Source organism: Luteimonas sp. Soil_C_16 (assembly GCF_057657295.1).
This window is the reverse complement of the sequence record NZ_JBDGIS010000006.1, coordinates 107,058-132,381: the sequence shown is the minus strand read 5'-3', so window position 1 is coordinate 132,381 and position 25,324 is coordinate 107,058. Positions and strand designations below refer to the sequence as shown.

17 protein-coding genes are annotated in these 25,324 nt (G+C 67.6%); 10 read left to right on the top strand and 7 right to left on the bottom strand.

Translation table 11 applies throughout. The features are described from left to right. Positions 1-44: 44 nt before the first annotated feature. The 8 genes from zipA (at position 45) to pbpC (ending at position 17,457) form a co-directional block, all read left to right on the top strand. Complete coding sequence (zipA, locus tag AC3A5T_RS12665; protein WP_487628880.1) at positions 45-797, top strand: cell division protein ZipA; 753 nt, start codon at positions 45-47, stop codon at positions 795-797. Between the two features lie 10 nt (positions 798-807). Beyond that, a complete protein-coding gene (gene fosX / locus AC3A5T_RS12660; RefSeq protein ID WP_487628879.1) occupies positions 808-1,221 on the top strand; it encodes a FosX/FosE/FosI family fosfomycin resistance hydrolase in 414 nt (137 codons plus the stop codon). A 192-nt stretch (positions 1,222-1,413) separates the two neighbouring features. Next, on the top strand, positions 1,414-3,918 hold the full coding sequence (gene ligA, locus AC3A5T_RS12655; RefSeq protein WP_487628878.1) for an NAD-dependent DNA ligase LigA: 2,505 nt from the start codon (positions 1,414-1,416) through the stop codon (positions 3,916-3,918). Positions 3,919-3,926: 8 nt separating this feature from the next. Next, positions 3,927-4,892 (top strand): EF-P lysine aminoacylase EpmA, encoded by a 966-nt coding sequence (gene epmA / locus AC3A5T_RS12650; protein WP_487628977.1) that lies wholly within the window; start codon positions 3,927-3,929, stop codon positions 4,890-4,892. A gap of 920 nt (positions 4,893-5,812) precedes the next feature. Continuing rightward, the gene (mtnA, locus tag AC3A5T_RS12645) at positions 5,813-6,874 is read left to right on the top strand and encodes an S-methyl-5-thioribose-1-phosphate isomerase (protein WP_487628877.1); all 1,062 of its coding nucleotides are present in this window, start codon (positions 5,813-5,815) and stop codon (positions 6,872-6,874) included. A gap of 247 nt (positions 6,875-7,121) precedes the next feature. Then, positions 7,122-9,833, top strand: coding sequence for a DNA gyrase subunit A (gene gyrA / locus AC3A5T_RS12640; protein ID WP_487628876.1), 2,712 nt, complete (start codon positions 7,122-7,124; stop codon positions 9,831-9,833). Positions 9,834-10,015: 182 nt separating this feature from the next. Continuing rightward, on the top strand, positions 10,016-14,941 hold the full coding sequence (locus tag AC3A5T_RS12635) for an alpha-2-macroglobulin family protein (protein WP_487628875.1): 4,926 nt from the start codon (positions 10,016-10,018) through the stop codon (positions 14,939-14,941). Between the two features lie 143 nt (positions 14,942-15,084). Next, positions 15,085-17,457, top strand: a complete 2,373-nt coding sequence (gene pbpC, locus AC3A5T_RS12630; RefSeq protein WP_487628874.1) for a penicillin-binding protein 1C — start codon at positions 15,085-15,087, stop codon at positions 17,455-17,457. A 137-nt stretch (positions 17,458-17,594) separates the two neighbouring features. Here pbpC and AC3A5T_RS12625 read toward each other — a convergent pair whose 3' ends face one another. Continuing rightward, entirely contained in the window at positions 17,595-18,077 is a 483-nt protein-coding gene (locus AC3A5T_RS12625; protein ID WP_487628873.1) for a redoxin family protein, read from the bottom strand. A 138-nt stretch (positions 18,078-18,215) separates the two neighbouring features. Between AC3A5T_RS12625 and AC3A5T_RS12620 the strand changes: the two genes are divergently transcribed. Together AC3A5T_RS12620 and AC3A5T_RS12615 are read left to right on the top strand one after the other, a co-directional pair. Then, a complete protein-coding gene (locus AC3A5T_RS12620) occupies positions 18,216-18,719 on the top strand; it encodes an Hsp20/alpha crystallin family protein (protein WP_425497202.1) in 504 nt (167 codons plus the stop codon). A gap of 138 nt (positions 18,720-18,857) precedes the next feature. Beyond that, positions 18,858-19,763, top strand: coding sequence for a DnaJ C-terminal domain-containing protein (locus tag AC3A5T_RS12615; protein WP_332077493.1), 906 nt, complete (start codon positions 18,858-18,860; stop codon positions 19,761-19,763). 93 nt (positions 19,764-19,856) lie between these two features. Here the strand turns inward: AC3A5T_RS12615 and AC3A5T_RS12610 are convergent, their stop codons facing one another. The 6 genes from AC3A5T_RS12610 to sucB all read right to left on the bottom strand — a co-directional run bounded on the left by AC3A5T_RS12610 (position 19,857) and on the right by sucB (position 25,312). Further along, positions 19,857-20,240 carry a response regulator gene (locus AC3A5T_RS12610; protein WP_487628872.1) on the bottom strand — a complete coding sequence of 128 codons (384 nt, stop codon included), beginning with the start codon at positions 20,238-20,240 and terminating at the stop codon, positions 19,857-19,859. A 67-nt stretch (positions 20,241-20,307) separates the two neighbouring features. Further along, positions 20,308-21,300, bottom strand: a complete 993-nt coding sequence (locus AC3A5T_RS12605; protein WP_487628871.1) for an acrylyl-CoA reductase family protein — start codon at positions 21,298-21,300, stop codon at positions 20,308-20,310. A gap of 19 nt (positions 21,301-21,319) precedes the next feature. Next, a complete protein-coding gene (locus AC3A5T_RS12600) occupies positions 21,320-21,613 on the bottom strand; it encodes a GIY-YIG nuclease family protein (RefSeq protein WP_487628870.1) in 294 nt (97 codons plus the stop codon). 195 nt (positions 21,614-21,808) lie between these two features. Continuing rightward, complete coding sequence (locus tag AC3A5T_RS12595; RefSeq protein WP_487628869.1) at positions 21,809-22,402, bottom strand: LOG family protein; 594 nt, start codon at positions 22,400-22,402, stop codon at positions 21,809-21,811. Positions 22,403-22,517: 115 nt separating this feature from the next. Further along, positions 22,518-23,954, bottom strand: a complete 1,437-nt coding sequence (gene lpdA / locus AC3A5T_RS12590; RefSeq protein WP_487628868.1) for a dihydrolipoyl dehydrogenase — start codon at positions 23,952-23,954, stop codon at positions 22,518-22,520. 119 nt (positions 23,955-24,073) lie between these two features. Continuing rightward, positions 24,074-25,312 carry a dihydrolipoyllysine-residue succinyltransferase gene (gene sucB, locus AC3A5T_RS12585; RefSeq protein WP_487628867.1) on the bottom strand — a complete coding sequence of 413 codons (1,239 nt, stop codon included), beginning with the start codon at positions 25,310-25,312 and terminating at the stop codon, positions 24,074-24,076. Between the last annotated feature and the right edge of the window lie 12 nt (positions 25,313-25,324).

Here is a 25,324-nt window from a genome sequence, read left to right as displayed (position 1 = left end):
CGGCGCCTGCGCATAATGAACGACCCCGAAGGAGAACACCGCGAATGACCGACGACTGGATGATGCGTATCGGAATCCTGGTCGCAGGCCTGCTGCTGATGGGTGCCATGTGGTATTTCGGCACCCGCCCGCGCAACGGGCAGGGTCGCCGCGTCGTCAGCACCGACGATCGCGAGCAGCGTCTGGAGCCGACGCTCGGCGCGCAGCTGGAGCAGGATCTGGGCGAAGCCGGCGTCCCGCGTGCCGAAGGCGACACCGATGCCGTGCAGGCCGAGATGGATCTGCTCGACCAGACCGTCGGCGCCGTCTCGCCAAACAGTGAGCTCGGCAAGCGCACCAGCGACGATTTCGACAAGATCGTGACCCTCTACATCGCTGCGCGCGCCGGCAATGTGCTGCGTGGCCCGGACATCGTGGTCGCCGCCGAGAAGACCGGCCTGACCTATGGCCACATGAACGTGTTCCACCGCCTGGTCGACGGCCATCCCGAGCGCGGCCCGATCTTCAGCGTCGCCAACATCCGCAGTCCCGGCAGCTTCGACATGAGCGAGATCCAAGGCCTCGAAACCCCGGCGATCGCATTCTTCCTGACCCTGCCGGCGCCGGTCCGCGCCCTCGACGCCTGGGACGCGATGCTGCCCACCGCCGAGCGCATGGCCGAGCTGCTCGACGGCGTGCTGCTCGACGAACAGCGCAACGCCCTCGGCCGCCAGCGCATCGCCGGCCTGCGCGATGAACTGCGCAGCTGGGATCGCGAACACGATGTGCCCCCGGTGACCCGCAGCCCGCGCTGGTGAGTCCGGTGCGATGTCGATCTCCGGCATCAGCCATCTGACCTTCGTCGTTCACGACCTCGACCGCACGGCGCGCCTGCTGGTCGAGGGTCTGGGCGCGTGCGAGGTCTACGACAGCGGCGACCGGCCACATTCGCTGTCGCGCGAGAAGTTCTTCGAACTCGGTGGCGTGTGGATCGCGGCGATGGAAGGCGAACCGCTGCCCCAACGCTCGTACCGCCACGTCGCATTTGCGGTCGAGGCCGGCGATCTGCCGATGTATCGCGCGCGGCTGGACGCGCTGGGCGTGGACATCCGTCCGCCACGGCCGCGGATCGAAGGCGAGGGCGAGTCGCTGTATTTCCACGACTACGACAACCATCTGTTCGAACTGCATGCCGGGACGCTGGGCGCGCGCTTGCAGGCGTATCGCGTAGCGCTCACCTAAATCCTCGCTCTGCGCCCCAGCCTCGTGCGTTCAAAGACATGCGAGCCAGTGGCTCGCAAACATGTCTCCTGACCCCAAGGGGAAAGCGGCCTGAATCGCAACGCTCGATTGATCGAGCCCTCTGTCCCTCCGGGAGAGGGGTTGGGGTGAGGGCAGACGCCCGCAGGAACGCCGCCGTCCTACAATTCCCCCATGCCAAAGCCATCTCCCGCCGGGCGCGTCGCCGAGCTGCGCGCGCTGATCGAAGACGCCAATCACCGCTACTACGTGCTCGACGATCCGTCGATCCCGGATGCCGATTACGACGCGCTGCTGCGCGAACTCGACACGCTGGAAACCGCGCATCCCGAGCTCGCCAGCGACGACTCGCCGACCCGCACCGTCGGCGCGCGACCGGACGGCGGCTTCCCTGAAGTCACCCACGCGATGCCGATGCTGTCGCTGGCCAATGCCTTCGAGACCGCGGGCGTCGCCGACGACGCGGACGATCGTGCGCGCTACGCCGAGGTCGCCGATTTCGAGCGTCGCATCGAGCAGAAGCTCGACGTCGAAGCGCCGGTGTTCTCGGTCGAGCCCAAGCTCGACGGCCTCGCGATCAGCCTGCGTTACGAGAACGGCGTCTTCGTGCAGGGCGCCACGCGCGGCGACGGCAGCACCGGCGAGAACGTGACCGCGAACCTGCGCCAGGTGCGCGCGGTGCCGCTCAAGCTGCGTGACACCGCAACGCCGCCGCCGGCCGTGCTGGAAGTCCGCGGCGAAATCTACATGCCGCGCAAAGCCTTCGAGGCCTGGAACGCGAAGGCGCTCGACCACAACGAAAAGCTGCTGGCCAACCCGCGCAACGGCGCGGCCGGCTCGCTACGTCAGCTCGATCCCGCGGTCACGCGTCGGCGTCCGCTGGCGTTCTTCGCATACTCGATCGGCGAGGTGCGCGGACTGGAATTGCCGGAGACGCATTCCGAGACGCTCGCGCTGCTGCGGGAGTTCGGGTTTCCCGTCGCGCCCGAAGCCGACACTGCGACCGGTTTCGACGGCCTGATCGCGTACTTCCGCCGCATCGGCGAAGCGCGCGACACGCTGCCGTACGACATCGACGGCGTGGTCTACAAACTCGACGACTACGACCAGCAGGCGACGATGGGCTTCGTCTCGCGCGCGCCGCGCTGGGCGCTGGCGCACAAATTCCCGGCGCAGGAACAGTCGACGGTGCTGCGCGCGATCGAGGTGCAGGTCGGTCGTACCGGTGCGATCACGCCGGTCGCGCGGCTGGAGCCGGTGCAGGTCGCCGGTGTGACGGTCACGAACGCGACGCTGCACAACGAGGACCAGATCCGCCGCCTCGACGTGCGCGAGGGCGACACGGTGATCGTGCGCCGCGCGGGCGATGTGATTCCCGAGATCGTGCGCGTGATCGAGGACCGGCGTCCCGCGGGCACGGTCGAATGGTCGATGCCGGCCACGTGCCCGGTCTGTGGTTCCGAGCTCGTGCGCGAGGAGGGCGCGTCGGCCTGGCGCTGTACCGGCGGCCTGACCTGTTCCGCGCAGCGCAAAGAGGCTGTACGCCACTTCGCCTCGCGGCGCGCGATGGACATCGAAGGCCTCGGCGACAAGCAGGCCGAGGCGCTGGTCGAATTCGGTTTCGTGCATTCGCCGGCCGACCTGTTCGCGTTGACGGTCGAGGATCTGGTGCGGATGAAGACCGCGCTCGATGCCGCGACCGCGGCGGATCTCGCCCAGGCGATCGCCGACAGCAAAGGCGCACTCGCGCTCGATGCCGCCGGCGAAGCGGTGCTCGCGCAGGAGTCGCCGGTGTGGAAGGACGCCGCGTTCCTGCGCGCGCATCTGACGGTCGAGACCGGCGGCAAGCTCGCGACGAAGTGGGCGGAGAACCTCGTCGCCGGCATCGATGCCAGTCGCACGACGACGCTGCCGCGCTTCCTGTTCGCGCTCGGCATTCCGCATCTGGGCGAGACGACGGCCAAGTCGCTCGCGCAGTGGCTGGGCACGCTCGACTTCGTGCGCACGACGCCGGCGATGCTGCTCCAGGCGCTGCCCGACATCGGAGGCGAGGTCGCGCGTTCGATCGCGACGTTCTTCGAACAACCCGGCAACGTCGAGGTCGTCGATGCGCTGCTCGCCGCGGGCATCACCTTCAGCGACGAAACCGCACCGTCGGCCGCCCTGCGCGAACGTCTGGGGCTCGCCCATCTGCTGTCGACGCTGCCCGTCGACAAGCTGGGCGGCAAGAGCGCCGAGCGTCTCGCCGACACCTACAGCACGCTCGACGCGCTGTTGCGCGCGAACGCGAGCGGCTGGACCGGCGCCGGCCTGTCGTCGGCGGGCGCGGACAATCTGTCGGCGTTTCTGGCCGATGCGGATGCACTTGCAGCGCTCCGCGCGAGCGATGCCGCGATGCGGCGCCTGCTCGATGCGGCGCCGGCGAAGGCGGTGAAGACCAGCGGCCCGCTCGACGGCAAGACCGTCGTGCTGACCGGCAGCCTAGAGGCGATGACCCGCGATGAAGCCGGCGAAAAGCTCGAAGCGCTGGGCGCGAAGATCGCCGGCAGCGTGTCGAAGAAGACCTCGCTGGTCGTCGCCGGTGAAGCTGCCGGTTCTAAGCTGGCGAAGGCGCAGGAACTCGGGATCGAGATCTGGGACGAAGCCGCGCTGCTCGCGTTTCTTGAATCACAGGCGTGAGCGCGTCGATGCAGCCGTCGGCGAGCTTCGACACCCTGCGCCTGCGCGCGCGCCTCAACGCGACATTGCGCACGTTCTTCGCCGAACGTGGCGTGTCCGAAGTCGAGACGCCGATGCTATCACAGGCCGGCAATACCGATCCGAACGTCGCCAGTTTCCGCACCGAGTTCGGTGGTCATGTATCGGCCGGGCCACGCACGCGCTGGCTGCGCACGTCGCCCGAGTTCCCGCTCAAGCGCCTGCTCTCCGCCGGTTTCGGCGACTGCTACGAACTCGGCCGCGTGTTCCGCGACGGCGAGGCGGGCGGCCGCCACAATCCCGAGTTCACGATGCTCGAGTGGTATCGCGTCGGCTGGGACCAGCATCAACTCGCCGACGAAACCGTCGCACTGGTGCAGGACGCGCTGGAGCTCGTGGACAGGCGCGTCGAGGTGGTGCAGACCACATATCGCGCCGTGTATCTCGACACGCTCGGAATCGACCCGATGACCGCGTCCGAAGCCGCGCTGCAGAGGGCGCTCGGCGACGTACAGATCGATCCCGACGGCCTGATCCGCGACGACTGGCTGGACCTGTTGATGACGCATCGCATCCAGCCCGCGAATCCTGAACACCGGATTCTCGTCGTCCACGACTACCCGGCGTCGCAATGCATGCTCGCGCGTGTCGCCGAGCGTGACGGCGTGCAGGTGGCCGAGCGTTTCGAGCTGTATCTCGGTGCGCTGGAACTCGCGAACGGCTATCACGAGCTGGCCGACGGCGCGGAGCAACGCGCGCGTTTCGAACGGGATCATGCGGTGCGCGGGTCGCGCGGTGCTGCATTGCCGGTAATCGATGACGCGCTGCTGGATGCGCTGGATTCCGGATTTCCGGATTGCGCGGGCGTGGCCTTAGGGGTCGATCGCCTGATGATGGCGATGCTCGGGACGGGGCGCATCGCCGATGTGATCGCGTTTGATTTTGCGCGAGCGTGATCGCTCGTGCGTTTAAAGCACTTCACCAGGACTCATTGTCGTCATGCCCGCGGCTCTCAACAGACGCATGTCTGGTAACGCGGGCGTCCCTCTTGATCTGGGTTCTGGGTTCTGGGTTGGCCCTTGTTCTGGCTGTGGTTTTAGCTTTGGCTCTGCTCTGACTTGTCTTGGCTAGGCTTTTGATGTGAATCGAGCCGTAGAGCGAGCCGAGCATCGCAGGGCGGCGGGGTCAAAGAGCAGCCCATGTCTGAGCGCAGCGAGTTTGGGCTGCGTGCCCCGACGTCCGAGAAGCGCAGGGGACCGCCGCGGCTGTATCGCGGCGGATCGTGTCCGGCGAAGACGGTTTTGCTTACTTTTGCCAAGACAAAAGTAAGCCGCGCGACAGCGCGGAAGCCTTGTCTTTGATCTTCGCCCGCTAACGATTCATCTGGCGAATATGGATATCTAACGCCAAGGCTGAAGCAAAGTGCAAGGCTTTCGCCCGCTGCGCGTGCGAGTCCCTTTTGGAGGGACCCAAAAGGAACCAAAAAGTCCCTTCGCCGGACGCGAGCCGACGCGATGGAGCCGCGTCGGTCCCCTCCGCTCCTCGCCTGGCGCGGCACGCAGCCCAAACTCGCTGCGCTCAGACATGGGCTGCTCTTCGGCCACGCCAGGCTCCGGTGCTCGGCTCGCTCTACGGCTCGATTTAGATCAAGAGCTGGAAGCAGAAGCCAAAGCCAAAAGCCAAAAGCCAAAGCCAAAGCCAATGTCAAAGCGGACGCCAACATCAAAATGGATTCCCGCTTTCGCGGGAATGACGGGTAACGAAAACTGGCCGCACTCTGTGCTGAAGGGGCGGGGCGAGGAAGCGGTCGTCAAGGTGACAGCTCGGCACCCGCTCCACCAACAGCAATCCAACATCCCCGATTTACAATGGCCCCATGAACACATCCCCCCTCGATTTCGACCGCTACGACCACATCCGCCCGATCCTCTGGACCGGTGACACGCTCGATCTGCTCGACCAGCGCAAGCTCCCCTTCGTCGTCGAGCACGTGTCCTGCACCACCAGTGACGAGGTCGCGCAGGCGATTCACGATCTGACCGTGCGCGGGGCGCCGGCGATCGGGATCGCGGCGGCGTGGGGTGCGGTGCTGGGCGCGCGTGATCTTGAGGCCGATGACGGAACGGCGGCGCTCGCGAAGCTCGAACCTGCGTTGCAGCGGCTCAACGCCGCGCGGCCGACGGCGGTGAATCTGGCGTGGGCGCTGGCGCGGATGCGGCGTGTGCTGGCGACCTCGGGTGCCGACTGGCGCGAGGTGCTGGCGCGTGAGGCGCAGGCGATCGCGGAAGAAGACCTTGCGGCCAACCGCCACATGGGCGCGCTCGGCGCCGATCTGATCGCGCCCGGCAGTGGCGTCATGACCCATTGCAACACCGGTTCGCTGGCGACCGCGGGTTTCGGCACGGCGCTGGGCGTGATCCGCGCGGGCATGGCGCAGGGACGCATCGGCAAGGTGTTCGCCGGCGAGACGCGGCCGTGGCTGCAGGGCGCGCGCCTGACGGTGTGGGAACTGCAGCAGGACGGCATCGACGCGACGCTGATCGCCGATTCCGCGGCTGCGCATCTGATGAAGACCGGCGCGGTGCAGTGGATCGTCGTCGGTGCGGACCGCATCTGCGCCAATGGCGACACCGCGAACAAGATCGGCACCTACCAGCTCGCGATCGCCGCGCGCCACCACGGCGTGAAGTTCATGGTCGTCGCGCCGTCTTCGACGGTCGACATGGACACCGCCTCGGGCGATCTGATCGAGATCGAGCAGCGTGATCCGGGCGAGCTGTTCGGCATCGGCGGCACGCGCACCGTGGCCGAGGGCATCCAGGCCTGGAATCCGGTGTTCGACGTGACGCCGGGCGAGCTGATCGATGCGATCGTGACCGAGCAGGGCGTCGTCGAGCGGCCGTCCACGGCATCGATGCAGGCGTTGTTCAAGGCCTGATGCCGGCGCGGGGCGGCGTGTGCGTGCGCGCGTCGTTCGCCGCCCGGGCGGTATTCGCCGGAAATACGGCGCGCGAAGCCACATAAGTGATTGTTTTTGCGTCGGAAAGGCGGCCTGCGAGGGCCGCTTCTGTGCTAAGATTTCCTGTCGTTTTGATCGCGTTGCCGGCGGCCGGTACGCGCCGCGCTGGAGCCTCGTGCCCGGCGCCGGAAATCCGGACCGCGTAGACAGGATGCAAACCCTCTAGATGGTCGATTCCGCGAAAGAAATCATCCCCGTCAACCTCGAAGACGAGATGCGCCGCAGCTACCTCGATTACGCCATGAGCGTGATCGTGGGACGCGCGCTCCCCGACGTCCGCGATGGCCTCAAGCCGGTCCACCGTCGCGTGCTGTTCGCGATGCACGAACTCGGCGCGCACAGCAACAAGGCGTACTTCAAGTCGGCGCGTATCGTCGGTGACGTCATCGGTAAGTACCACCCGCACGGCGACCAGTCGGTGTACGACACGCTGGTGCGTATGGCCCAGCCGTTCTCGCTGCGCTACATGCTGGTCGACGGCCAGGGCAACTTCGGTTCGGTCGACGGCGACTCCGCGGCGGCGATGCGTTACACCGAGTCGCGCATGGCGCGCCTCAGCCACGAGCTGATGGCCGACATCGACAAGGAAACGGTCAATTTCCAGCCTAATTACGACGAGAAGGAAAGCGAGCCGACGGTCATGCCGACCCGGTTCCCGAACCTGCTGGTCAACGGTTCGGCCGGTATCGCGGTGGGCATGGCGACCAATATCCCGCCGCACAATCTCGGCGAAGTCATCGATGCGCTGGTCGCGTTGATCGACAATCCCGAGATCGACATCGACGGGTTGATGGAATACATCCCCGGTCCCGATTTCCCGACCGCGGGCATCATCAACGGCGTGGGCGGCATCCATCTGGCGTATCGCACCGGCCGTGGCCGCGTGCGCATGCGCGCGCGTGCCGACATCGAGGTGGCGGACAACGGGCGTGAGGCGATCGCGGTCACCGAGATTCCCTACCAGGTCAACAAGGCGCGGCTGATCGAGAAGATCGCCGAGCTGGTGAAGGAAAAGAAGCTCGAAGGCATCAGCGAGCTGCGCGACGAGTCCGACAAGGACGGCATGCGCATCTACATCGAGATCAAGCGCGGTGATTCCGCGGATGTGGTGCTCAACAACCTCTATTCGCAGACGCAGATGGAGTCGGTGTTCGGCATCAACATGGTGGCGCTGGTCGACGGCCGCCCGCAGCTGCTGAACCTCAAGCAGATCCTCGAAGCCTTCGTCCGTCACCGCCGCGAAGTGGTCACGCGCCGGACGATCTTCGAACTGCGCAAGGCACGCAACCGCGCGCACATCCTTGAAGGTCTGACGGTCGCGCTCGCGAACATCGACGAGATGATCGAGCTGATCAAGACGTCCGAGAATCCGCAGGTTGCCAAGGAGCGGATGCTCGCCCGCCGCTGGGAAGCGGGTCTGGTCGGCGCGCTGCTCGGCGCGGCCGGTGCCGAGGCCTCGCGTCCGGAAGACCTGCCCGAAGGCGTCGGTCTCATCGACGGTCACTACCAGCTGACCGACGTGCAGGCCCAGCAGATCCTTGAAATGCGCCTGCACCGCCTGACCGGGCTGGAGCAGGATCGCCTCACCGACGAATACAAGCTGCTGCTGGAAACGATCCGCGGCCTGATCGAGATCCTCGAGAACCCCGACGTGCTGCTGGACGTGATCCGCACCGAACTGCGCAACGTCAAGGAAGAGTTCGGCGACGCGCGCCGCAGCGAAATCCGCGCCAGCGAAGAGGATCTCGACATCCTCGACCTGATCGCGCCCGAGGACGTCGTGGTCACGCTGTCGCACTCCGGCTACGCGAAGCGCCAGCCTGTCAGTGCCTATCGCGCGCAGAAGCGTGGTGGCCGTGGCCGCAACGCGGCGGCGACGAAGGATGAGGATTTCATCGAGCAGCTGTGGCTGGTCAACACGCACGACACGCTGCTGACCTTCACCAGCGCCGGTCGCGTGTTCTGGCTGCCGGTGCACCAGCTGCCGGACGCCGGCCCGAATGCGCGCGGCCGTCCGATCATCAACTGGATCCCGCTGGAAGCGAACGAGAAGGTGCAGGCCGTCGTGCCGGTGCGCGAGTATCTCGAAAGCCAGTACGTGTTCTTCGCCACGCGCGCGGGCACGGTCAAGAAGACCCCGCTCACCGAATTCGCCTATCGTCTGGCGCGCGGCAAGATCGCGATCCGCCTCGACGAGGGGGATGCGCTGATCGGCGTCGCGTTGACCGACGGCGACAAGGACGTGCTGCTGTTCGCCTCGAACGGCAAGACGGTGCGCTTCGGCGAAGACCGCGTGCGCTCGATGGGTCGCACGGCCGGTGGCGTGCGCGGCATCCGCCTGACCAAGGGCGAGCAGGTGGTGAGCCTGATCGTCGCCGAAAGCGCGGGCGGCATCGAAGACGAGTCCGAGGACACCGTCGAAGATACGACGATCGAAGCGACGGGCGGCGAAGCCGCAGTCGAGACGGGTGCGGGCGACGACATCCCGTACATCCTCACCGCGACCGAGAACGGCTACGGCAAGCGCACGCCGCTGTCGGAATACCCGCGCAAGGGACGCGGCACGCAGGGCGTCATCGGCATCCAGACGACCGAGCGCAACGGTCCGCTGGTCGGCGCGGTGCTGCTGCACAACCACGACGAGGTGCTGCTGATCTCCAACGGCGGCACGCTCGTGCGCACCCGCGCATCGGAGATCGCACGCGTCGGCCGCAACACGCAGGGCGTGACCCTGATGCGCGTGTCCAAGGACGAGCGTCTGCAGGGCATCGAGCGTGTGGACGGCTCGATCGTCGACAGCAGCGAAGACGACATCGATGCGCTGCCGCCGGGCGAGACGCCGGCGGTCGATGCGCCGACGGCGTCGCCCGACGCCTGAGGTTCGACGCGTTTCGAGTGAGGGAGAAGGGCCGGCACTGCCGGCCCTTCTTCGTTTCAGGGCCGCCTGCGAACCCTGACCCGGCGCCACGCCGAATCGCGACCCGATCCGCCAATCGACTGTCTCCGGAAGGCCGCAGCCGCGGCCTATACTCGCGACCAACGCCCAGCGGAGCACAGCGGATGTCCTTCGGAACCGAACGCGCGTCGCTGCGCACGCGTCATCTGCTGGCAGGCCTCGCCGTCCTGCTCCTCGCGTTCGGCCTGACGGCCTGCAAGCGCGACACGGCTGGCCAGACGCCCGCCGTCAGCGGCGAGGCGATCCAGACCGACCGCGAGACGATCGAAGGCTTCGGCCTGGTACGCGCCTTCCCCGACCAGCGCGACGGGTCGCTCGCGCTGGCGCTGGAGTTCTCCGAACCCCTGGTCGGCACCCAGGATTTCGACGCGCTGGTGACCTTCGCCGACGGCGCCGCCCGCGAGGGTAGCTGGACGCTCGACGACGACGGCAAGACCTTGCGTTTTCCGCACGTCGAGGCGAACCGCGACTACACCGTGCGTCTGTCGGGCACGCTGGCCTCGGCCGGAGGCGAAACGCTCGGCGCCGATGTGGAGCGCAAGGTGTTCACCGGCGAGCTCGACCCCGTCGTCGGTTTCGCCTCGCAGGGCAGCGTGCTGCCGGCGAAGGAATCGCGCGGCCTGCCGATCGTGTCGATCAACGTCGCCGAGGTCGATGTCGAATTCCTTCGCGTCGATGACGAATCACTGCCCGCATTCCTGACCCAGTACCAGCGCGGCGGCCGCCGTGGCAGCTGGGAACTCGACAACCGCTGGGGCGAGAACATACCGCTGTCGAAGCTGGCCAAGCCGGTCTACGTCAACCGATTCGCGATCGACGGCGCGCGCAACGAGCGCGTGCTGACCTATCTGCCGTTGCAGGAGATCCGCGAGCTGCAGCAGCCGGGCCTGTACTTCGCGGTGATGAAGCGCGCGGGCGCGTTCGAGGACCAGTACGAAACCGCGTTCTTCACCGTCAGCGACATCGGCCTGCACGCGCGCGCCTACGGCGAGAAGTTGTTCGTGCACACCGCATCGCTGCAGAACGGCGCGCCGATCGGCAGCGCGGAGCTGAAGGTGCTCGACGCCAAGGGCGCGACCATCTACCGCGCGAGCACCGATGCCAAGGGCAATGCGATGCTCGACTACACGCTCGACGCCGGCCATGTGCTGGTCGCGAGCCGTGCCAGCGATGTGTCGCTGCTGCCGTTCAACCAGCCGGCGCTGGACCTGTCGGAATTCGCGGTCAGTGGCCGCGAGCAGGCGTGGTTCGACGTGTTCGCCTGGTCGGGCCGCGACCTGTATCGCCCGGGCGAAACCGTGCGCGTGTCGGCGCTGCTGCGCGACCAGGACGGACGACCGGTCGCGGCCAAGGACGGACGCTCGCAGTCGCTGTTCGCGCGCCTGCGCCAGCCCGACGGCAAGACCTTCTTCGAGACGCGCGTCGAGCCGGGCGAGAGCGGCTACTTCCGTTTCGAGCGCGAGATTCCGGTCGATGCGCCGACCGGCAGCTGGCGCGTCGAATTCCGCACCGATCCCGCCGCGCGCGAAGCCGTGCAGGGCATGACGCTGCGCATCGAGGAATTCCTGCCCGAGCGCATGAAGCTCGATCTGGACGCGCAAGCGGCGCTGCGTCCCGGTGAGCCGCTGAAGCTGCAGGCGACCGGCGCGTATCTCTACGGCGCGCCGGCAAGCGGCAACCGGTTCACCGCGCGCCTGGCGCTCGCGGTGGAGCGCTCGCCGGTCGAAGGCCTGCCGGGTTTCGTGTTCGGCGACGCGACTGTCGACCTGCCGCGCGAGGCCAAGGATGTCGTAGAGGGCACCTTCGATGCGCAGGGTCGTCTGACTGCGGACATCCCGCTGCCGGAGGAAGCGAAGCCCACCACGCCGATCGCCGCGATCGTGTCCGGCAGCCTGTACGAGACCGGCGGCCGTAGCGTCAATCGCACGCTCAAGCGCGTGCTGTGGCCGGCCGATGCGCTGGTCGGCGTGCGTCCACTGTTCGAACCCGACGACGGCGCGGACCCCAACACCAATGCGCGTTTCGAACTGCTGCGCGTAGGCGCGGACGGCAAGCCGCGTCCGCAGGCCGGGCTCAAGGTCTCGCTGATCCGCGAACATCGTGACTACCACTGGCGCAACGACGATGCCGGATGGCGCTACGAATTCACCCGTCGATTCGAGACGGTGGAGACGCGCACGCTTGATGCCGGCAGCGATGCCACGCGCTTCGATTTTCCGGTGGAGTGGGGCGAGTACCGCATCGATGTCGAGGACCCGGCGACGAAGCTGGTCTCGCGTTATCCCTTCCGCGCCGGCTGGAGCTGGGACGACGGCAACCGCGGCATCGATGCACGCCCCGACAAGGTCAAGGTCGCGCTCGACAAGGCCGGCTATCGCGCCGGCGACACGATGCGCGTGACGGTGACGCCGCCGCATCCGGGCAAGGGTCTGCTGATGGTCGAAAGCGACCACATGCTCTATCTGCAGGAAATCGACGCCAAGCCGGGCAGCACCTTCGACATCCCGGTCACCGAGGACTGGGAGCGTCACGATGTCTACGTGACCGCGCTGGTGTTCCGCGGCGGCAGCGCGACCAGCACGGTCACGCCGGCACGCGCGGTCGGCGTGGCGCACGTGCCGATGGAACGGCGCGCGCGACGTGTCGCCGTCGGCCTCAAGGCACCTGCGCTCATCCGGCCCGAAGGCCCGATGCAGGTCACCGTCAGCGCGCCGCAGCTGGCCGGGCAGGAGGCCTGGGTCACGGTGTCGGCGGTCGATGTCGGCATCCTCAACATCACCCGTTTCCCGGTGCCCGATGCGTGGACGCACTTCTTCGCGCAGCGCCGGTTCGGCGTGGATGCCTACGATCTCTACGGCCGGGTGATCGAGAGTTTCGAAGGCGGCACCGCGCGCCTGCGCTTCGGCGGCGATGCGCCGCTGGCCGCGTTGCCGCAGGCGCGGCGTCCGACCGCGCGCGTGCAGACGGTCGATCTGTTCGCAGGGCCGGTGAAGCTCGATGCGCGCGGCAATGCGCGTGTGCCGCTTCAGTTGCCGGATTTCAACGGCACGTTGCGGGTGTCCGCGCTGGTGTGGTCGGCGGACCGCTACGGCAGCCGCGATGTCGAAACCGTGGTACGCGCGCCGTTGGTCGCCGAGGCCAGCATGCCGCGGGTCATGGCGCCGGGCGACACCAGCACGGTGACACTGGATCTGAGCAATTTCAGCGGACGTGCCGGCAGCTTCGATGTGCGCGTCGACGGCGTCGGTCCACTGGCGATCGGCGAGGGCAGCCGCAAGGTGGAACTGGGCGTCGACGGCAAGACCACGCTGAGCTTTCCGCTGACCGCGCAGGAGGGCTACACCGTCGCCAAGGTGCGGGTGCGCGTGAACGGCACCGGTGTCCGCGTCGACCGCAGTTACGATCTGCCGGTGCGGCCGGCCTGGCCGGCGGTGCTGCGTTCCAGTACCCGCGTGCTCGACGGCGCGACCCCGGTGACGCTCGATACCGGCCTGATGGACGGATTGATGGCCGGCTCGGTCAATGCGCGTTTCACCGTCAGCGCACTGCCGCCGATTCCGTTCGCGGCCGCGATCACCGGCGCACTGGCGTATCCCTACGGCTGCGCGGAGCAGACCACGAGCCGCGGCTACGCGGCGTTGCAGCTCGATGACGCCACGGTGTCGATGCTCGGCATCCAGGGCGTCGACGCGGGCAAGCGCCGCCAGTTCGTCGAGGCCGCATTCGGACGGCTCGCATCGATGCAGGTCGGCACCGGGCACTTCTCGATGTGGGGCAGCGACGGCTACGTCAATCCGATGCTGACCCCGTACATCGTCGAGTTCCTGCTCGACGCGCGCGATGCTGGCTTCGCGGTGCCCGACGCGGTGCTGCAGAAATCGCTGGAGCGTCTCGGCGAGGATCTGCTGTCGGGCGGCAACGAGTTCTATGGCCAGGATCACCGCGAGCATCTGCGTTTCGCGTATCGCGCCTACGCCGGCTACGTGCTCGCACGGGTGAACCGGGCGCCGCTGGGCACGCTGCGCGCGCTCTACGACAACGACCGCGGCCGCACGCTCAGCGGCCTGCCCTTGGTGCACCTGGGCCTCGCGCTGTCGCTGCAGGGCGACAAGACCCGCGGTGAGCGGGCCATCCAGGCCGGGTTCGACTTCAAGGGTGACCGTCCGGGCTATCTGTGGGACTACGGCACGCCACTGCGCGACGCCTCGCTGATGCTCGCCCTGACCCACGAACGCGGCGTCGCCAGGCCCGCGTTCGACGCGCGCGCGATCGACATCGGCCGCGAGGTCGACGTGCGGCGCAACCGCGGCTGGATGTACCTCAGCACGCAGGAGCAGATCGCACTCGCGCGCCTCGGGCGTGCGCTCTCGTCCGATCAGCGCAAGCGCGTCGGTGGCACGCTGCGCGAAGGCGATGTCGACGAGGCCGTGGCGGCTGCGACGATCGTCGGCCGCGCCTACGACGAGGCCGGCCTGCGTCGTGGCGTGCGCTTCACCCCGCGGGGCGAACCGCCGATGTACGCGAACATCGACGTCGCCGGCGTGCCGCGTCAGGCGCCGGCCGCCGATGCCAGTGTCATCAAAGTGGAGCGCCGGCTCTACGGCACCGACGGCAAGCCGTGGACGCCCGGACCATTGAAGGAAGGCGATGCGCTGATCGTCGCCGTCTCGGTCGTCGCCGACCGCGACATGCCCGACGCGCTGCTGACCGATCTGCTGCCGGCAGGCCTGGAAGTCGAGAACTTCAACCTGGGTGATGCGAAGCAGTGGGCGGACGTCGTCGTCGACGGCATCCAGATCACCGAGCGCGGCAGCGCGGCGACGGTGCAGCACGAGGAGTACCGCGACGACCGCTACGTCGCCGCGCTCAAGCTCGACAGCGGCCGCACCGCGCGCGTGTTCTACCTCGTGCGCGCCGTCAGCCCCGGCACCTACACCGCACCGCCGCCGCTGGTCGAAGACATGTACCGGCCGCAGTTGCGGGGTGTCGGGACGTCGGTGCCCGCGCGGATCACGGTGGTGCAGCCTTGAGCGGCGGGTTCGATGACCGCTGCGCGCCGGCGTTGTCCGGGTCGATGACGGTGGCGATGCAGGTCGTCTCTGCCGTCGTGACCCGACAACCGTTGGTCGGGAACCCCGCGTAGGCGGGATCCAGTGCATTGGCCGATCCGCGCGTGAACCGGCGCAGCCGGGCAGGGCAGGTGTGGCAGCGCGTCGCGCCCTGGCTGCGCTGGGGCACGGCGGCTGTGCTGTCGACGTTGCTGTTGCTCGATCTCGCATTCCCGCCGCACCTGCCGACGCGCGCCGATGCCAGCGTCGTCGTGGTCGCGCGCGACGGCACGCCACTGCGCGCGTTCGCCGATGCCGACGGCGTGTGGCGGCACCCGGCTACGCCGGACACGGTGTCGCCGCTGTATCTGCAGGCGTTGCTCTGTTACGAGGACCGCTGGTTCCGCCGCCATCCGGGCATCAATCCCTGGGCGCTCGCGCGCGCGGCAGGGCAGTGGACGCGCGGCGGGCGCATCGTCTCGGGCGGCTCGACGCTGACGATGCAGGTCGCACGCATCCTCGATCCGGTGCCGCGTGGCCGCACGGTCGGCGGCAAGCTCGTGCAGATGCTGCGCGCGGTGCAGCTGGAAGTGCATCTGTCCAAGGACGAGATCCTCGCGCTGTATCTCACCCGCGCGCCGTTCGGCGGGACGATCGAAGGTGTGGAAGCCGCGAGCTGGGCCTATCTCGGCAAGCCGGCCTCGCAGCTCTCGCACGCCGAGGCCGCATTGCTCGCGGTATTGCCGCAGGCGCCGAGCCGGCTGCGTCCGGATCGCGAACCCGAAGCCGCACGCGCCGCACGCGACAAGGTGCTCGCGCGCATGGCGACGCTGGGTGTGTGGTCGCGCGCCGAGGTCGACGACGCCAAGGTCGAAGCGGTCGTCGCGCGCAGCCTGCGTCAGCCGATGCACGCCGCCTTGCTCGCGCAGCGCCTGCGCGAAGCCGCGCCGCGACAAGCGCACATCGTGTCGACGATCGACATCGGTCTGCAGCGCGTGCTGGAACAGCGCGTCTCGAGTTACTTTTCGCAACTGCCCGAGCGTACCTCGGCCGCGCTGCTCGTCGTCGACAACCGAACACTGGAGGCGCAGGCCTATGTCGGTTCGGTCGCGTTCGGCGATCGCGCGCGACTCGGGCATGTCGACATGGTCCGCGCGTGGCGCTCACCGGGCTCAACGCTCAAGCCATTCCTCTACGGCATGGCCCTCGACGACGGCCTGATCCATTCCGGCAGCCTGATGAGCGATGCGCCGCAGTCCTTCGACGGCTACCGCCCCGGCAACTTCGACGCCGCGTTCAATGGACCGGTCGCGGCGGACGACGCATTGCGGCTGTCGCTCAACGTGCCCGCGGTCGATCTGCTCGATCGTGTCGGCCCTGCGCGCTTCGCGGCGCGGCTGGAGAACGCCGGGGTGACCCTGCGCTTTCCGCGTGGCGCGGCGCCGAACCTGTCGCTGATCCTCGGCGGCACGGGCGCGACACTGGAACAGCTGGTCGGCGCGCATGCCGCCTTGCATCGCGACGGCATCGCCGGCCGCGTGCGGCTGACGCCCGAGGCGCCCCTGGTCGAACGTCGGCTGATGTCACCGGGCGCGGCGTGGATCGTGCGCGAGATCCTCGAATCGAATCCGCGACCCGGCGAGCGCATCGAGACTTTCGATACCGGCGGCCGTCCACGCGTGTCGTGGAAGACGGGCACCAGCTACGGCTATCGCGACGCCTGGGCGATCGGCGGCACGCATCGCTACACGGTCGGCGTGTGGGTCGGGCGGCCGGACGGCACGCCGCTGCCGGGGCAGTACGGCGCGGTCACCGCACTGCCGCTGCTGTTCGAGACCGTCGACAGCCTGCCGCGCGATCGCGCCGACGCGGTGCGCACGCCGCCCCCGCCCAATGTGCGCGATGTCGATATCTGCTGGCCGCTCGGCACGGCTGCGGACACGCAGAGCGCCGCGCTGTGCCAGCGCCGCCGCGATGCCTGGACGCTGGACGGCAACGTGCCGCCGACGCTGCCGGAGCGCGATGCGAGTCGCTGGGGCGCGGGCGTGGTGCGTTTCGATGTCGATGCGGGCAGCGGCTTGCGCCTGTCCGCCGATTGCAGCGCGACGCACGTGCGACGCAGTGCCGAGGTCGCTCGCTGGCCGGCGCTCGTGGCGCCGTGGTTGCCGGCAACGGCGCGCCAGGCATCGAGACTGCCCGTGCTGTCGCCGGACTGCGCGCCCGACGGCCGCGACGCGTCCGAAGCGCTGCACATCGAAGGCCTGACGCCCGGCACCCTGCTGGCACGGCCACCGAACAGCACGCATGGCGTGCGCCTGCAGCTGCGTGCACTCGGCAGCGAAGGTCGCGTGCAGTGGCTGCTCGACGGCCGCTGGATCGGCGAAACGCGCGGCACGCAGTGGCTGCGGCACGAGTTCGACACGCCGGGCGCGCATACGCTGACCGCGCTCGCGGATGACGGGGCGTGGCGGACTGTGGCGTTCCGGGTGGCGGAGTGAGGCTCTGATCGAAAAGCCTCGCGGGCGCATCGACCGTCATCCCAGCGAAGGCTGGAATCCAGTCTGTTCTTGATTTCCGACGTTGAAACCGAAATCGAACCGGGCCCCGGCTTGCGCTGGAGCGACGACGTCTGGCGTCAGACAGCCAAGTGCGCCAGCACATGCTCCGCCGACGACACCTTGAACTCGCCCGGCGCTTCGACGAACAGCTGCTTGACCACGCCATCGTCGGCATACAGCGCGAAGCGCTTCGCGCGCAGGCCCATGCCGTAGGCGCTGGCGTCCATTTCCAGACCCATCGCCTTGACCAGATCGCCGTTGCCGTCGGACACCATCTGCAGGCCGTCCGGCACGCCGACGCTTTCGCCCCAGGCCTGCATCACGAAGGGATCGTTGACGGCGATGCAGATCACGTCGATGCCGCGCTTGCGGAAGGTCTCGAAGTGCTCGACGAAGCCGGGCAGGTGATGTTCCGAACAGGTCGGCGTGAACGCGCCGGGCACTGCGAACAGTACGACCTGCTTGCCGGTGAACAGCGTCGGGGTGTCGACGATGCGCACGCCGTCGTGGATGTGCTTGAGCGCGACTTCGGGAATCGTGTCGCCGATCTGGATCGTCATGAGGGCGTTCCGGGGGAGGGTGAACGGAAGTCTAGCCGCTCGTGGCGTGAGCCCGCGGCGATGCTTGAAAGCCTCGCGCCGGCACCCAGATCGGGGACATCGCGGCCACCGGTGCCGCCCCCAGTCCGGAGTCATTCCATGCGCCATGAAGCGTTTCGCGCCGTCGCCCGTCCCTTAGCCCGCGACACCTCGCCGCGTCTGCACGACGAGATGCGCCAGTTCCTGCAGCAGTTCGTCCACGGTGATGCCGACGCATCGTCGGTCGTCACCAGCGAGTGGACGCCGCGCGTCGACATCCGCGAGGAGCGCTCGCGGTTCGTGATCCTCGCCGACCTGCCGGGCATCGATCCGGCGCAGGTCGAGATCTGGATGGACAAGGGCGTGCTGAGCCTCAAGGGCGAACGTGCGCCTGCGAGCCAGGACGCCACCGACGGCGACGCCAATGAAGTGCGGTTCTCGCGCGTCGAGCGCAACACCGGTCGCTTCCATCGTCGCTTCACGCTGCCCGACAGCGCCGACGCCGATGCGATCACCGCCAGCGGCCATCACGGCGTGCTCGAGATCAGCATTCCCAAGCGCGCCGAGTCCACGCCGCGCCGCATCCAGGTCGGCGCAGCGCCGGAGGCGGGCACGCGCCAGTAACGGTCGATCGACCGCGGCTGCGTCATCTGCAGCCGCGGTATCCACGACGCGGCGACGGCCTGCAGGTATCCTGCGGGCCGTCGCCGATCGTGGCGTTCCATTCCTGACGGGCAAGCGCCCGCACCGGACGCAAAACAGATGCAGTTCAAGGATTACTACGAGATTCTCGGCGTCGAGCCGAACGCGGGCGACGCGGAAATCAAGACCGCCTACCGCCGGCTCGCGCGCAAGTACCATCCGGACGTCAGCAAGGAGCCGGGGGCCGAAGACACCTTCAAGTCGGTCAACGAGGCCTACGAGGCGCTGCGCGACCCGGAGAAGCGCAAGGCCTACGACAGCCTGCGCGCGCGCGGCTACCGGCCCGGCGACGACGTGCAGCCGCCGCCGGGCGGATTCGGTGGCGGACCGGGCGGCGTGGATTTCGACGAGATCTTCGCCGGCGGTGGCGCGGGCGGCGGGTTCAGCGATTTCTTCGAACAGATGTTCGGCCGGCGCGCGGGCGGTTATGCCGGTCCGCAACAGCCCGGTCGCGGTGGCCCGCAGCCGCGCGGCGACACGCGCGCGCGGCTGGCGGTGACGCTGGAGACCATTTACCGCGGCGACAGCGTGCGCGTGCCGGTCATGGGCAAGACCTTCGAGGTGAAGATTCCGCGCGGCATCCGGCCGGGCCAGGTCGTGCGTCTGCCGCGGCAGGGCCAGCACGGTGGCGATCTGCTGCTGGAAATCGAATACGCCGCGCATCCGGATTTCGAAGTCGACGGTCGCAACATCATCCACACGCTGCCGATCGCGCCGTGGGATGCGGCGCTCGGCGCGACGATCAGCGTGGCGACGCTCGGCGGGCATGTGGATCTGAAGATCCCGGCGAGTTCGGAAGCCGGACGCAAGCTGCGTCTGCGCGGCCGTGGATTGCCGGGCGCCGGCGGTGCGCCGGATGGCGACCAGATCGTCGAACTCGAGATCCAGGCGCCGGTCGCGAACGACATGCAGCAGGTCGCGGCCTACGAGGCGCTGCGCGATTCGTTTGCGGTGGGGAAGAAGTAGACGGCCAATGCCCAGCCTGCAGGGGCAGGAATCGGATCATCGAGAGCGGCCAACCCGGCCGCATCATCCTGATCTGACTGCATCAGCGCGGACTCAGACAGCCGACGCGGCGCCGCCTCCGATCGTCTTGAGGATCGCGTCCGACAGCTCGACTTCGCTGAAGGGCTTGGTGAGATAGGCCTTCGCGCCCTGGCGCATGCCCCAGACGCGATCCGTGTCCTGGTCCTTGGTGGTCACCAGGATCACCGGGATGTGCGCGGTCGTCGGCTCGCGCGTGATCGAACGCGTGGCCTGGAAACCGTTGAGGTTCGGCATCACCACATCCATCAGGATGAGGTCCGGCAATTCGCGCTTGGCCGCGTCGACGCCGGCCTGGCCGTCCTCCGCGGTCAGTGCCTCGTGGCCGAGCTTTTCGACGATGCGCCGGATGCCCATCAGCTGGGACGGCGAGTCGTCCACGATCAGAATGCGTGCCATCGATTCCCCCTCGATATGACGACTGCGATTCTATCCGCGCATTCATTGCTCGCGCGCGCAGCTGATATCAAAGCGTGACGAGCGTCCGACCGAACGACCCGCCGTCGAGCATCGTTTCGAACACGTCCGGCAGTTCCGACAGACCGACCTCGCGTGTGCAGATCGCATCGAGATGACGCGGCTTCCAGTCGCTGGCGAGATGCTGCCAGACCGCATCTCGCACATCGCGCGCGGTACCTGCCGATGCGACGCCGAGCAGCGAAACACCGCGGATAATGAAGGGCATCACGGTCGCACCGAGGTCCGCGCTCGCAGCGAGACCGGCGCTGGCGACGTTGCCGTAAGGCTCGGTCTGCGCGAGCAGACTGACCAGCATCGGGCCGCCGACGTTGTCGAGGCCGCCACCGAAACGCGCCGATTCCATCGGGCGCGCCGTGCCCAGCGCATCGCGTCCCAGCACCTCGGATGCGCCGATCATTTTCAGATAATTCGCATGCTCGGCCTTGCCGCTGACGGCATGCACTTCGAAGCCCGCGCTGCTGAAGATGTCGACCGCGAGCGACCCCACGCCGCCGGTCGCGCCGGTCACCGCGAGCGGGCCGAGGGCGGGCGTCTGCCGGTTCTCGTGCATGCGCAGCAATGCGAGCGCGGCGGTGAACCCGGCAGTGCCGAGGATCATGCTCTCGCGCAGGCTCAACCCGGCGGGCAGAGGCACGGCCCACTTGGCCTCGATACGCGCGTACTGCGTGTAGCCGCCGTCGCGCGTCTCGGACAGGCCGCTGCCGGTGACGAGCACCGCATCGCCTTCCTTGAACGCGGGGTCGCGCGAGGCGACGACGTGGCCGGCAACGTCGATGCCGCCGACCAGCGGAAAGCGCCGCAGGATCTTGCCCTTGCCGGTGCCCGCCAGCGCGTCCTTGAAATTCACCGACGAATGCGCGACCGCGATGTCGATCTCGCCGTCTGCGAGGTCATCGATGGCGATCTGCTCGATGCCGCTGCGATAACCGGCGTCGTCGTTGTGGATGCGGAAGGCGTCGAAACGGGCGGGGATGGGCATGCTCAAGACCTCGGTGGCGTCAGATGAGGTCAGGATACAGGTCGTGCCAATATGGATTGGTGTCTTCGATCAGCGCGAGTTTCCAGGCACGCTTCCACTCTTTGAGTGACTTTTCGCGTGCAATCGCGGATTCCATTGTTTCGTGGACTTCGTGCCAGACGAGTGTGTGGATTCCGTGTCGCCGGGTGAAGCCGGCGGCCAACTCGTTTCTGTGTTGCCAGACACGCTGAATGAGGTCCGAGGTCACTCCGATGTAGAGCGTGCCGTTGCGGCCGCTCGCCAGCATGTAGACGCAAGGAATCCGTCCCTGCATGCGCTCGCTCCCCGGAACATCGTTATTCGATGCTAGTCAGCGGGTGGCAGTGCGGTCAGTCGCTGGGTCCCGGTATTCGCCGGGACGACGGAGTCTGTGCGCGTCAGATTTATCGCTCGTCATCCCGGCGAATGCCGGGATCCAGCGACTTGGAATTGAAGTGACGGGCGTCCGCTCGGTCAGCCCGCAAACAACTCACTTCACAACACTGCGCCGCTTCTCATCGATCCACTTGCTCGCCTGCGCCGGCTCGTACGCCTGCATCCACGCCAGCATCTCGTCGATGTCGCTGCCGTACCACAGGTCGGCGCGCTGGTCGGGGTGCAGGAAACGCTCTTCGACCATGCGGTCGATCATCCCGATCAGCGGCGCGTAGAAGCCGTCGATGTCGAGGAAGGCGCAGGGCTTGTTGCCGATGCCGAGCTGGCGCCAGGTCAGCATCTCGAAGATCTCTTCCATCGTGCCGAAGCCGCCGGGCAGGGCGACGAAACCGTCGGAGAGTTCGAACATGCGCATCTTGCGGGCGTGCATCGAATCGACGATCTCGAGTTCGGTGAGGCCGCGGTGCGCGACTTCCCAGTCGGCGAGCTGCTGAGGGATCACCCCGGTCACTTGCCCGCCGGCTTCGAGCACGGCGTTGGCCACGGTGCCCATCAGGCCGACGTTGCCGCCGCCGTAGACCAGGCGGAGGCCGTCTTTCGCGAGCCGGTCGCCCAGCGCCATCGCGCGTTCGGCATAGACGGGCTTGCTGCCGGCGTTGGAGCCGCAGTAGACACAGATCGATTTCATCAGGGATGTCCTTGTAGTCGGAGGTGATCGCCCGGTGTCGTGCAGACGGTTTGCCGGGCCGGAAAGCAGGAAGGCCCCGCCTGGGCGGAGCCTTCCTAGGTCAAGACGATGGCGCTCAGTTCGCCTTGTGAATCGCCCGCTTGTCGACCGCCATCGCCGCGTCGTGCACCACTTCCGACAGCGACGGATGCGCGTGGCAGATGCGGGCGAGGTCGTCGGCCGAGCCGCTGAACTCCATCGTCAGCACGCCTTCGTGCACGAGCTCGGAGACGTTGGCGCCGACGAGGTGCATGCCGAGCACGCGATCGGTCTCGGCGTGCGCGAGCACCTTCACGAAGCCCGTCGCCTCGATCATCGCGACCGCACGGCCGTTGGCGGCGAACGGGAAGCTGCCCGCCTTGTACGGAATGCCTTCGGCCTTGAGCTGCTGCTCGGTCTTGCCGACCCAGGCCAGCTCCGGCTCGGTGTAGATGACCCACGGAATCGTGTCGAAGTTGACGTGACCCGGCAGGCCGGCGATGAGTTCGGCCACTGCGATGCCTTCCTCGAAGCCCTTGTGCGCCAGCATCGGGCCGCGCACGCAGTCACCGACCGCCCACACGCCATCGACGCCCGTGTGGCAGTGGTCGTCCACTTCGATCTGGCCGCGATCGGTCAGCTTCACGCCGCTGTCGTCGGCCAGCAGGCCCTTGCTCGCGGCCTTGCGGCCCACGGCGACCAGCAGCTTGTCGACGGTGAGCGTCTGCTCGCCGCTGCCGTCGGTATAGCTGACGACGACTTCCTTCTTCTTGCCCTTGCCGGTGATCTCGGTCTTGGAGACCTTCGCGCCGAGCTTGATGTCCAGGCCCTGCTTCTTGAATTCCTTCAGCGCGACCTTGCCGACTTCGGCATCGGCTGCGGCCAGGAAGTCGGGCAGGGCTTCGAGGATCGTGACCTCGCTGCCGAGGCGCTTCCACACGCTGCCGAGTTCCAGACCGATCACGCCGGCGCCGATGACGGCCAGGCGCTTGGGCACTTCGGTGAAGTCCAGACCGCCGACGTTGTCGACGATGGTGTCGCCGTCGAACTTCGCGAACGGCAGTTCGATCGAATCCGAACCCGCGGCGATGATGACGTTGGCGCCGGTCAGCTCGATCTCCGAACCGTCGTGCTGTTTCACCTTGACCAGACGGTTCGCATGCAGCGTGGCGAAGCCGTAGTACGGCGTGACCTTGTTCGCCTTGAACAGCATCGCGATGCCGCCGGTGAACTGCTTCACGATCTTGTCCTTGCGACCGATCATCGCTTCGACGTCGATCTTCGCGTCTTTGAAGCTGATGCCGTGGTCGCCGAAGATGTGGCCCATGTTCCAGAACTGGCGCGAGGAATCGAGCAGCGCCTTCGACGGAATGCAGCCCACGCGCAGGCAGGTGCCGCCGAGGGCCGGCTTGCCGTCCTTGCCCAGCGCGGCGTCGATGCAGGCGACGGTCTTGCCGAGCTGCGCGGCGCGGATGGCGGCGTGGTAACCGGCCGGACCGGCACCGATGACGACGACGTCGAATTGTTCAGCCATGGGGGAATTCCTTCTTTCGATGCCTGCGGTGGAGGGCAGGATGCCGATGTGGCGAATTTGGGGGTGCGGCGCGGGCGCCACAAGTGCGAACCCCCTCCGTGGAGGGGGCTCGCGGCGCATCACATGCCGAGCAGCATGCGGTGCGGGTTTTCCAGCTGGTTCTTGATGTCGACCAGGAACAGCACCGCGTCCTTGCCGTCGATGATGCGGTGGTCGTAGGACAGCGCCAGATACATCATCGGCGCGGCGATCACCTGGCCGTTCTCGACGATGGCGCGCTCCTTGATCGAGTGCATGCCGAGGATCGCCGACTGCGGCGGGTTGACGATCGGCGTCGACATCAGCGAGCCGAAGGTGCCACCGTTGGTGATCGTGAACGTGCCGCCCTGCAGATCGTCCAGGCCCAGCTTGCCGTCGCGCGCCTTCTTGGCGTAATCGGCGATGCCCTGCTCGATCTCGGCGAAGCCCTGGCGCTCGACGTTGCGCAGCACCGGCGTCACCAGGCCGCGGTCGGTCGAGATGGCGACCGAGATGTCGGCGTAACCGTGATAGATGATGTCGTTGCCGTCGACCGAGGCGTTGACGACCGGATACTTGGCCAGCGCATTGGCGGCGGCCTTGGCGAAGAAGCTCATGAAGCCGAGCTTGATGCCGTGGTCCTTCTGGAACTGTTCGCCCAGCTCCTTGCGCAGCGCCATCACCTTGCCCAGGTTGACCTCGTTGAACGAGGTCAGCATTGCGATCGATTCCTTCGACTGCATCAGGCGCGCCGCGATGGTCTTGCGGATGCGGGTCATCGGCACGCGCTCTTCCGGACGTGCGCCGCCGGACACGCCGGGGGTCTTGCCCGAGGCGTAGTTGAGCAGGTCTTCCTTGGTCACCGCGCCGCGGCGGCCGGTGCCTTCGACCTGCGAGGCGTCGATGCCCTTGCTCTCGGCGGTGAAGCGTGCGCCCGGTGGCAGGCCGTCGTTCTTGCCCGACGAGGTCTGCGGCTTGGTCGAGGCCGGCGCCTTGTCGTCGGCCTGCTTGGCCTCCGACTTCGGCTGCACTTCCTCGGCACCGGCGGCCGGCGCTTCCTTGTCCTTGGCGCCCGATTCGGCGGCCGGCGCTTCGGCAGCTGCGCCTTCCTCGATGATCGCGATGACCTGCGCGCTGTTGACCGTCGCGCCTTCTTCGAACTTGATTTCCTTCAGCACGCCATCGACGGTCGACGGCACTTCGAGGACGACCTTGTCGGTCTCCAGGTCGACGAGGTTCTCGTCGCGCTTGACCGCATCGCCGGCCTTCTTGTGCCAGGTGGCGATGGTCGCGTCGGAGACGGATTCGGGCAGGACCGGGACTTTGATTTCAGTGGCCATGTGGCTTCCTGG

What these genes read in the sequence shown, in the direction of transcription:
- zipA (WP_487628880.1), top strand. Translation starts at nt 45, where the DNA reads ATGACCGACGACTGGATGATGCGTATCGGAATCCTGGTCGCAGGCCTG.
- fosX (WP_487628879.1), top strand. Translation starts at nt 808, where the DNA reads ATGTCGATCTCCGGCATCAGCCATCTGACCTTCGTCGTTCACGACCTC.
- ligA (WP_487628878.1), top strand. Translation starts at nt 1,414, where the DNA reads ATGCCAAAGCCATCTCCCGCCGGGCGCGTCGCCGAGCTGCGCGCGCTG.
- epmA (WP_487628977.1), top strand. Translation starts at nt 3,927, where the DNA reads ATGCAGCCGTCGGCGAGCTTCGACACCCTGCGCCTGCGCGCGCGCCTC.
- mtnA (WP_487628877.1), top strand. Translation starts at nt 5,813, where the DNA reads ATGAACACATCCCCCCTCGATTTCGACCGCTACGACCACATCCGCCCG.
- gyrA (WP_487628876.1), top strand. Translation starts at nt 7,122, where the DNA reads ATGGTCGATTCCGCGAAAGAAATCATCCCCGTCAACCTCGAAGACGAG.
- AC3A5T_RS12635 (WP_487628875.1), top strand. Translation starts at nt 10,016, where the DNA reads ATGTCCTTCGGAACCGAACGCGCGTCGCTGCGCACGCGTCATCTGCTG.
- AC3A5T_RS12625 (WP_487628873.1), bottom strand. Translation starts at nt 18,077, where the DNA reads ATGACGATCCAGATCGGCGACACGATTCCCGAAGTCGCGCTCAAGCAC.
- AC3A5T_RS12620 (WP_425497202.1), top strand. Translation starts at nt 18,216, where the DNA reads ATGCGCCATGAAGCGTTTCGCGCCGTCGCCCGTCCCTTAGCCCGCGAC.
- AC3A5T_RS12615 (WP_332077493.1), top strand. Translation starts at nt 18,858, where the DNA reads ATGCAGTTCAAGGATTACTACGAGATTCTCGGCGTCGAGCCGAACGCG.
- AC3A5T_RS12610 (WP_487628872.1), bottom strand. Translation starts at nt 20,240, where the DNA reads ATGGCACGCATTCTGATCGTGGACGACTCGCCGTCCCAGCTGATGGGC.
- AC3A5T_RS12605 (WP_487628871.1), bottom strand. Translation starts at nt 21,300, where the DNA reads ATGCCCATCCCCGCCCGTTTCGACGCCTTCCGCATCCACAACGACGAC.
- AC3A5T_RS12600 (WP_487628870.1), bottom strand. Translation starts at nt 21,613, where the DNA reads ATGCAGGGACGGATTCCTTGCGTCTACATGCTGGCGAGCGGCCGCAAC.
- AC3A5T_RS12595 (WP_487628869.1), bottom strand. Translation starts at nt 22,402, where the DNA reads ATGAAATCGATCTGTGTCTACTGCGGCTCCAACGCCGGCAGCAAGCCC.
- lpdA (WP_487628868.1), bottom strand. Translation starts at nt 23,954, where the DNA reads ATGGCTGAACAATTCGACGTCGTCGTCATCGGTGCCGGTCCGGCCGGT.
- sucB (WP_487628867.1), bottom strand. Translation starts at nt 25,312, where the DNA reads ATGGCCACTGAAATCAAAGTCCCGGTCCTGCCCGAATCCGTCTCCGAC.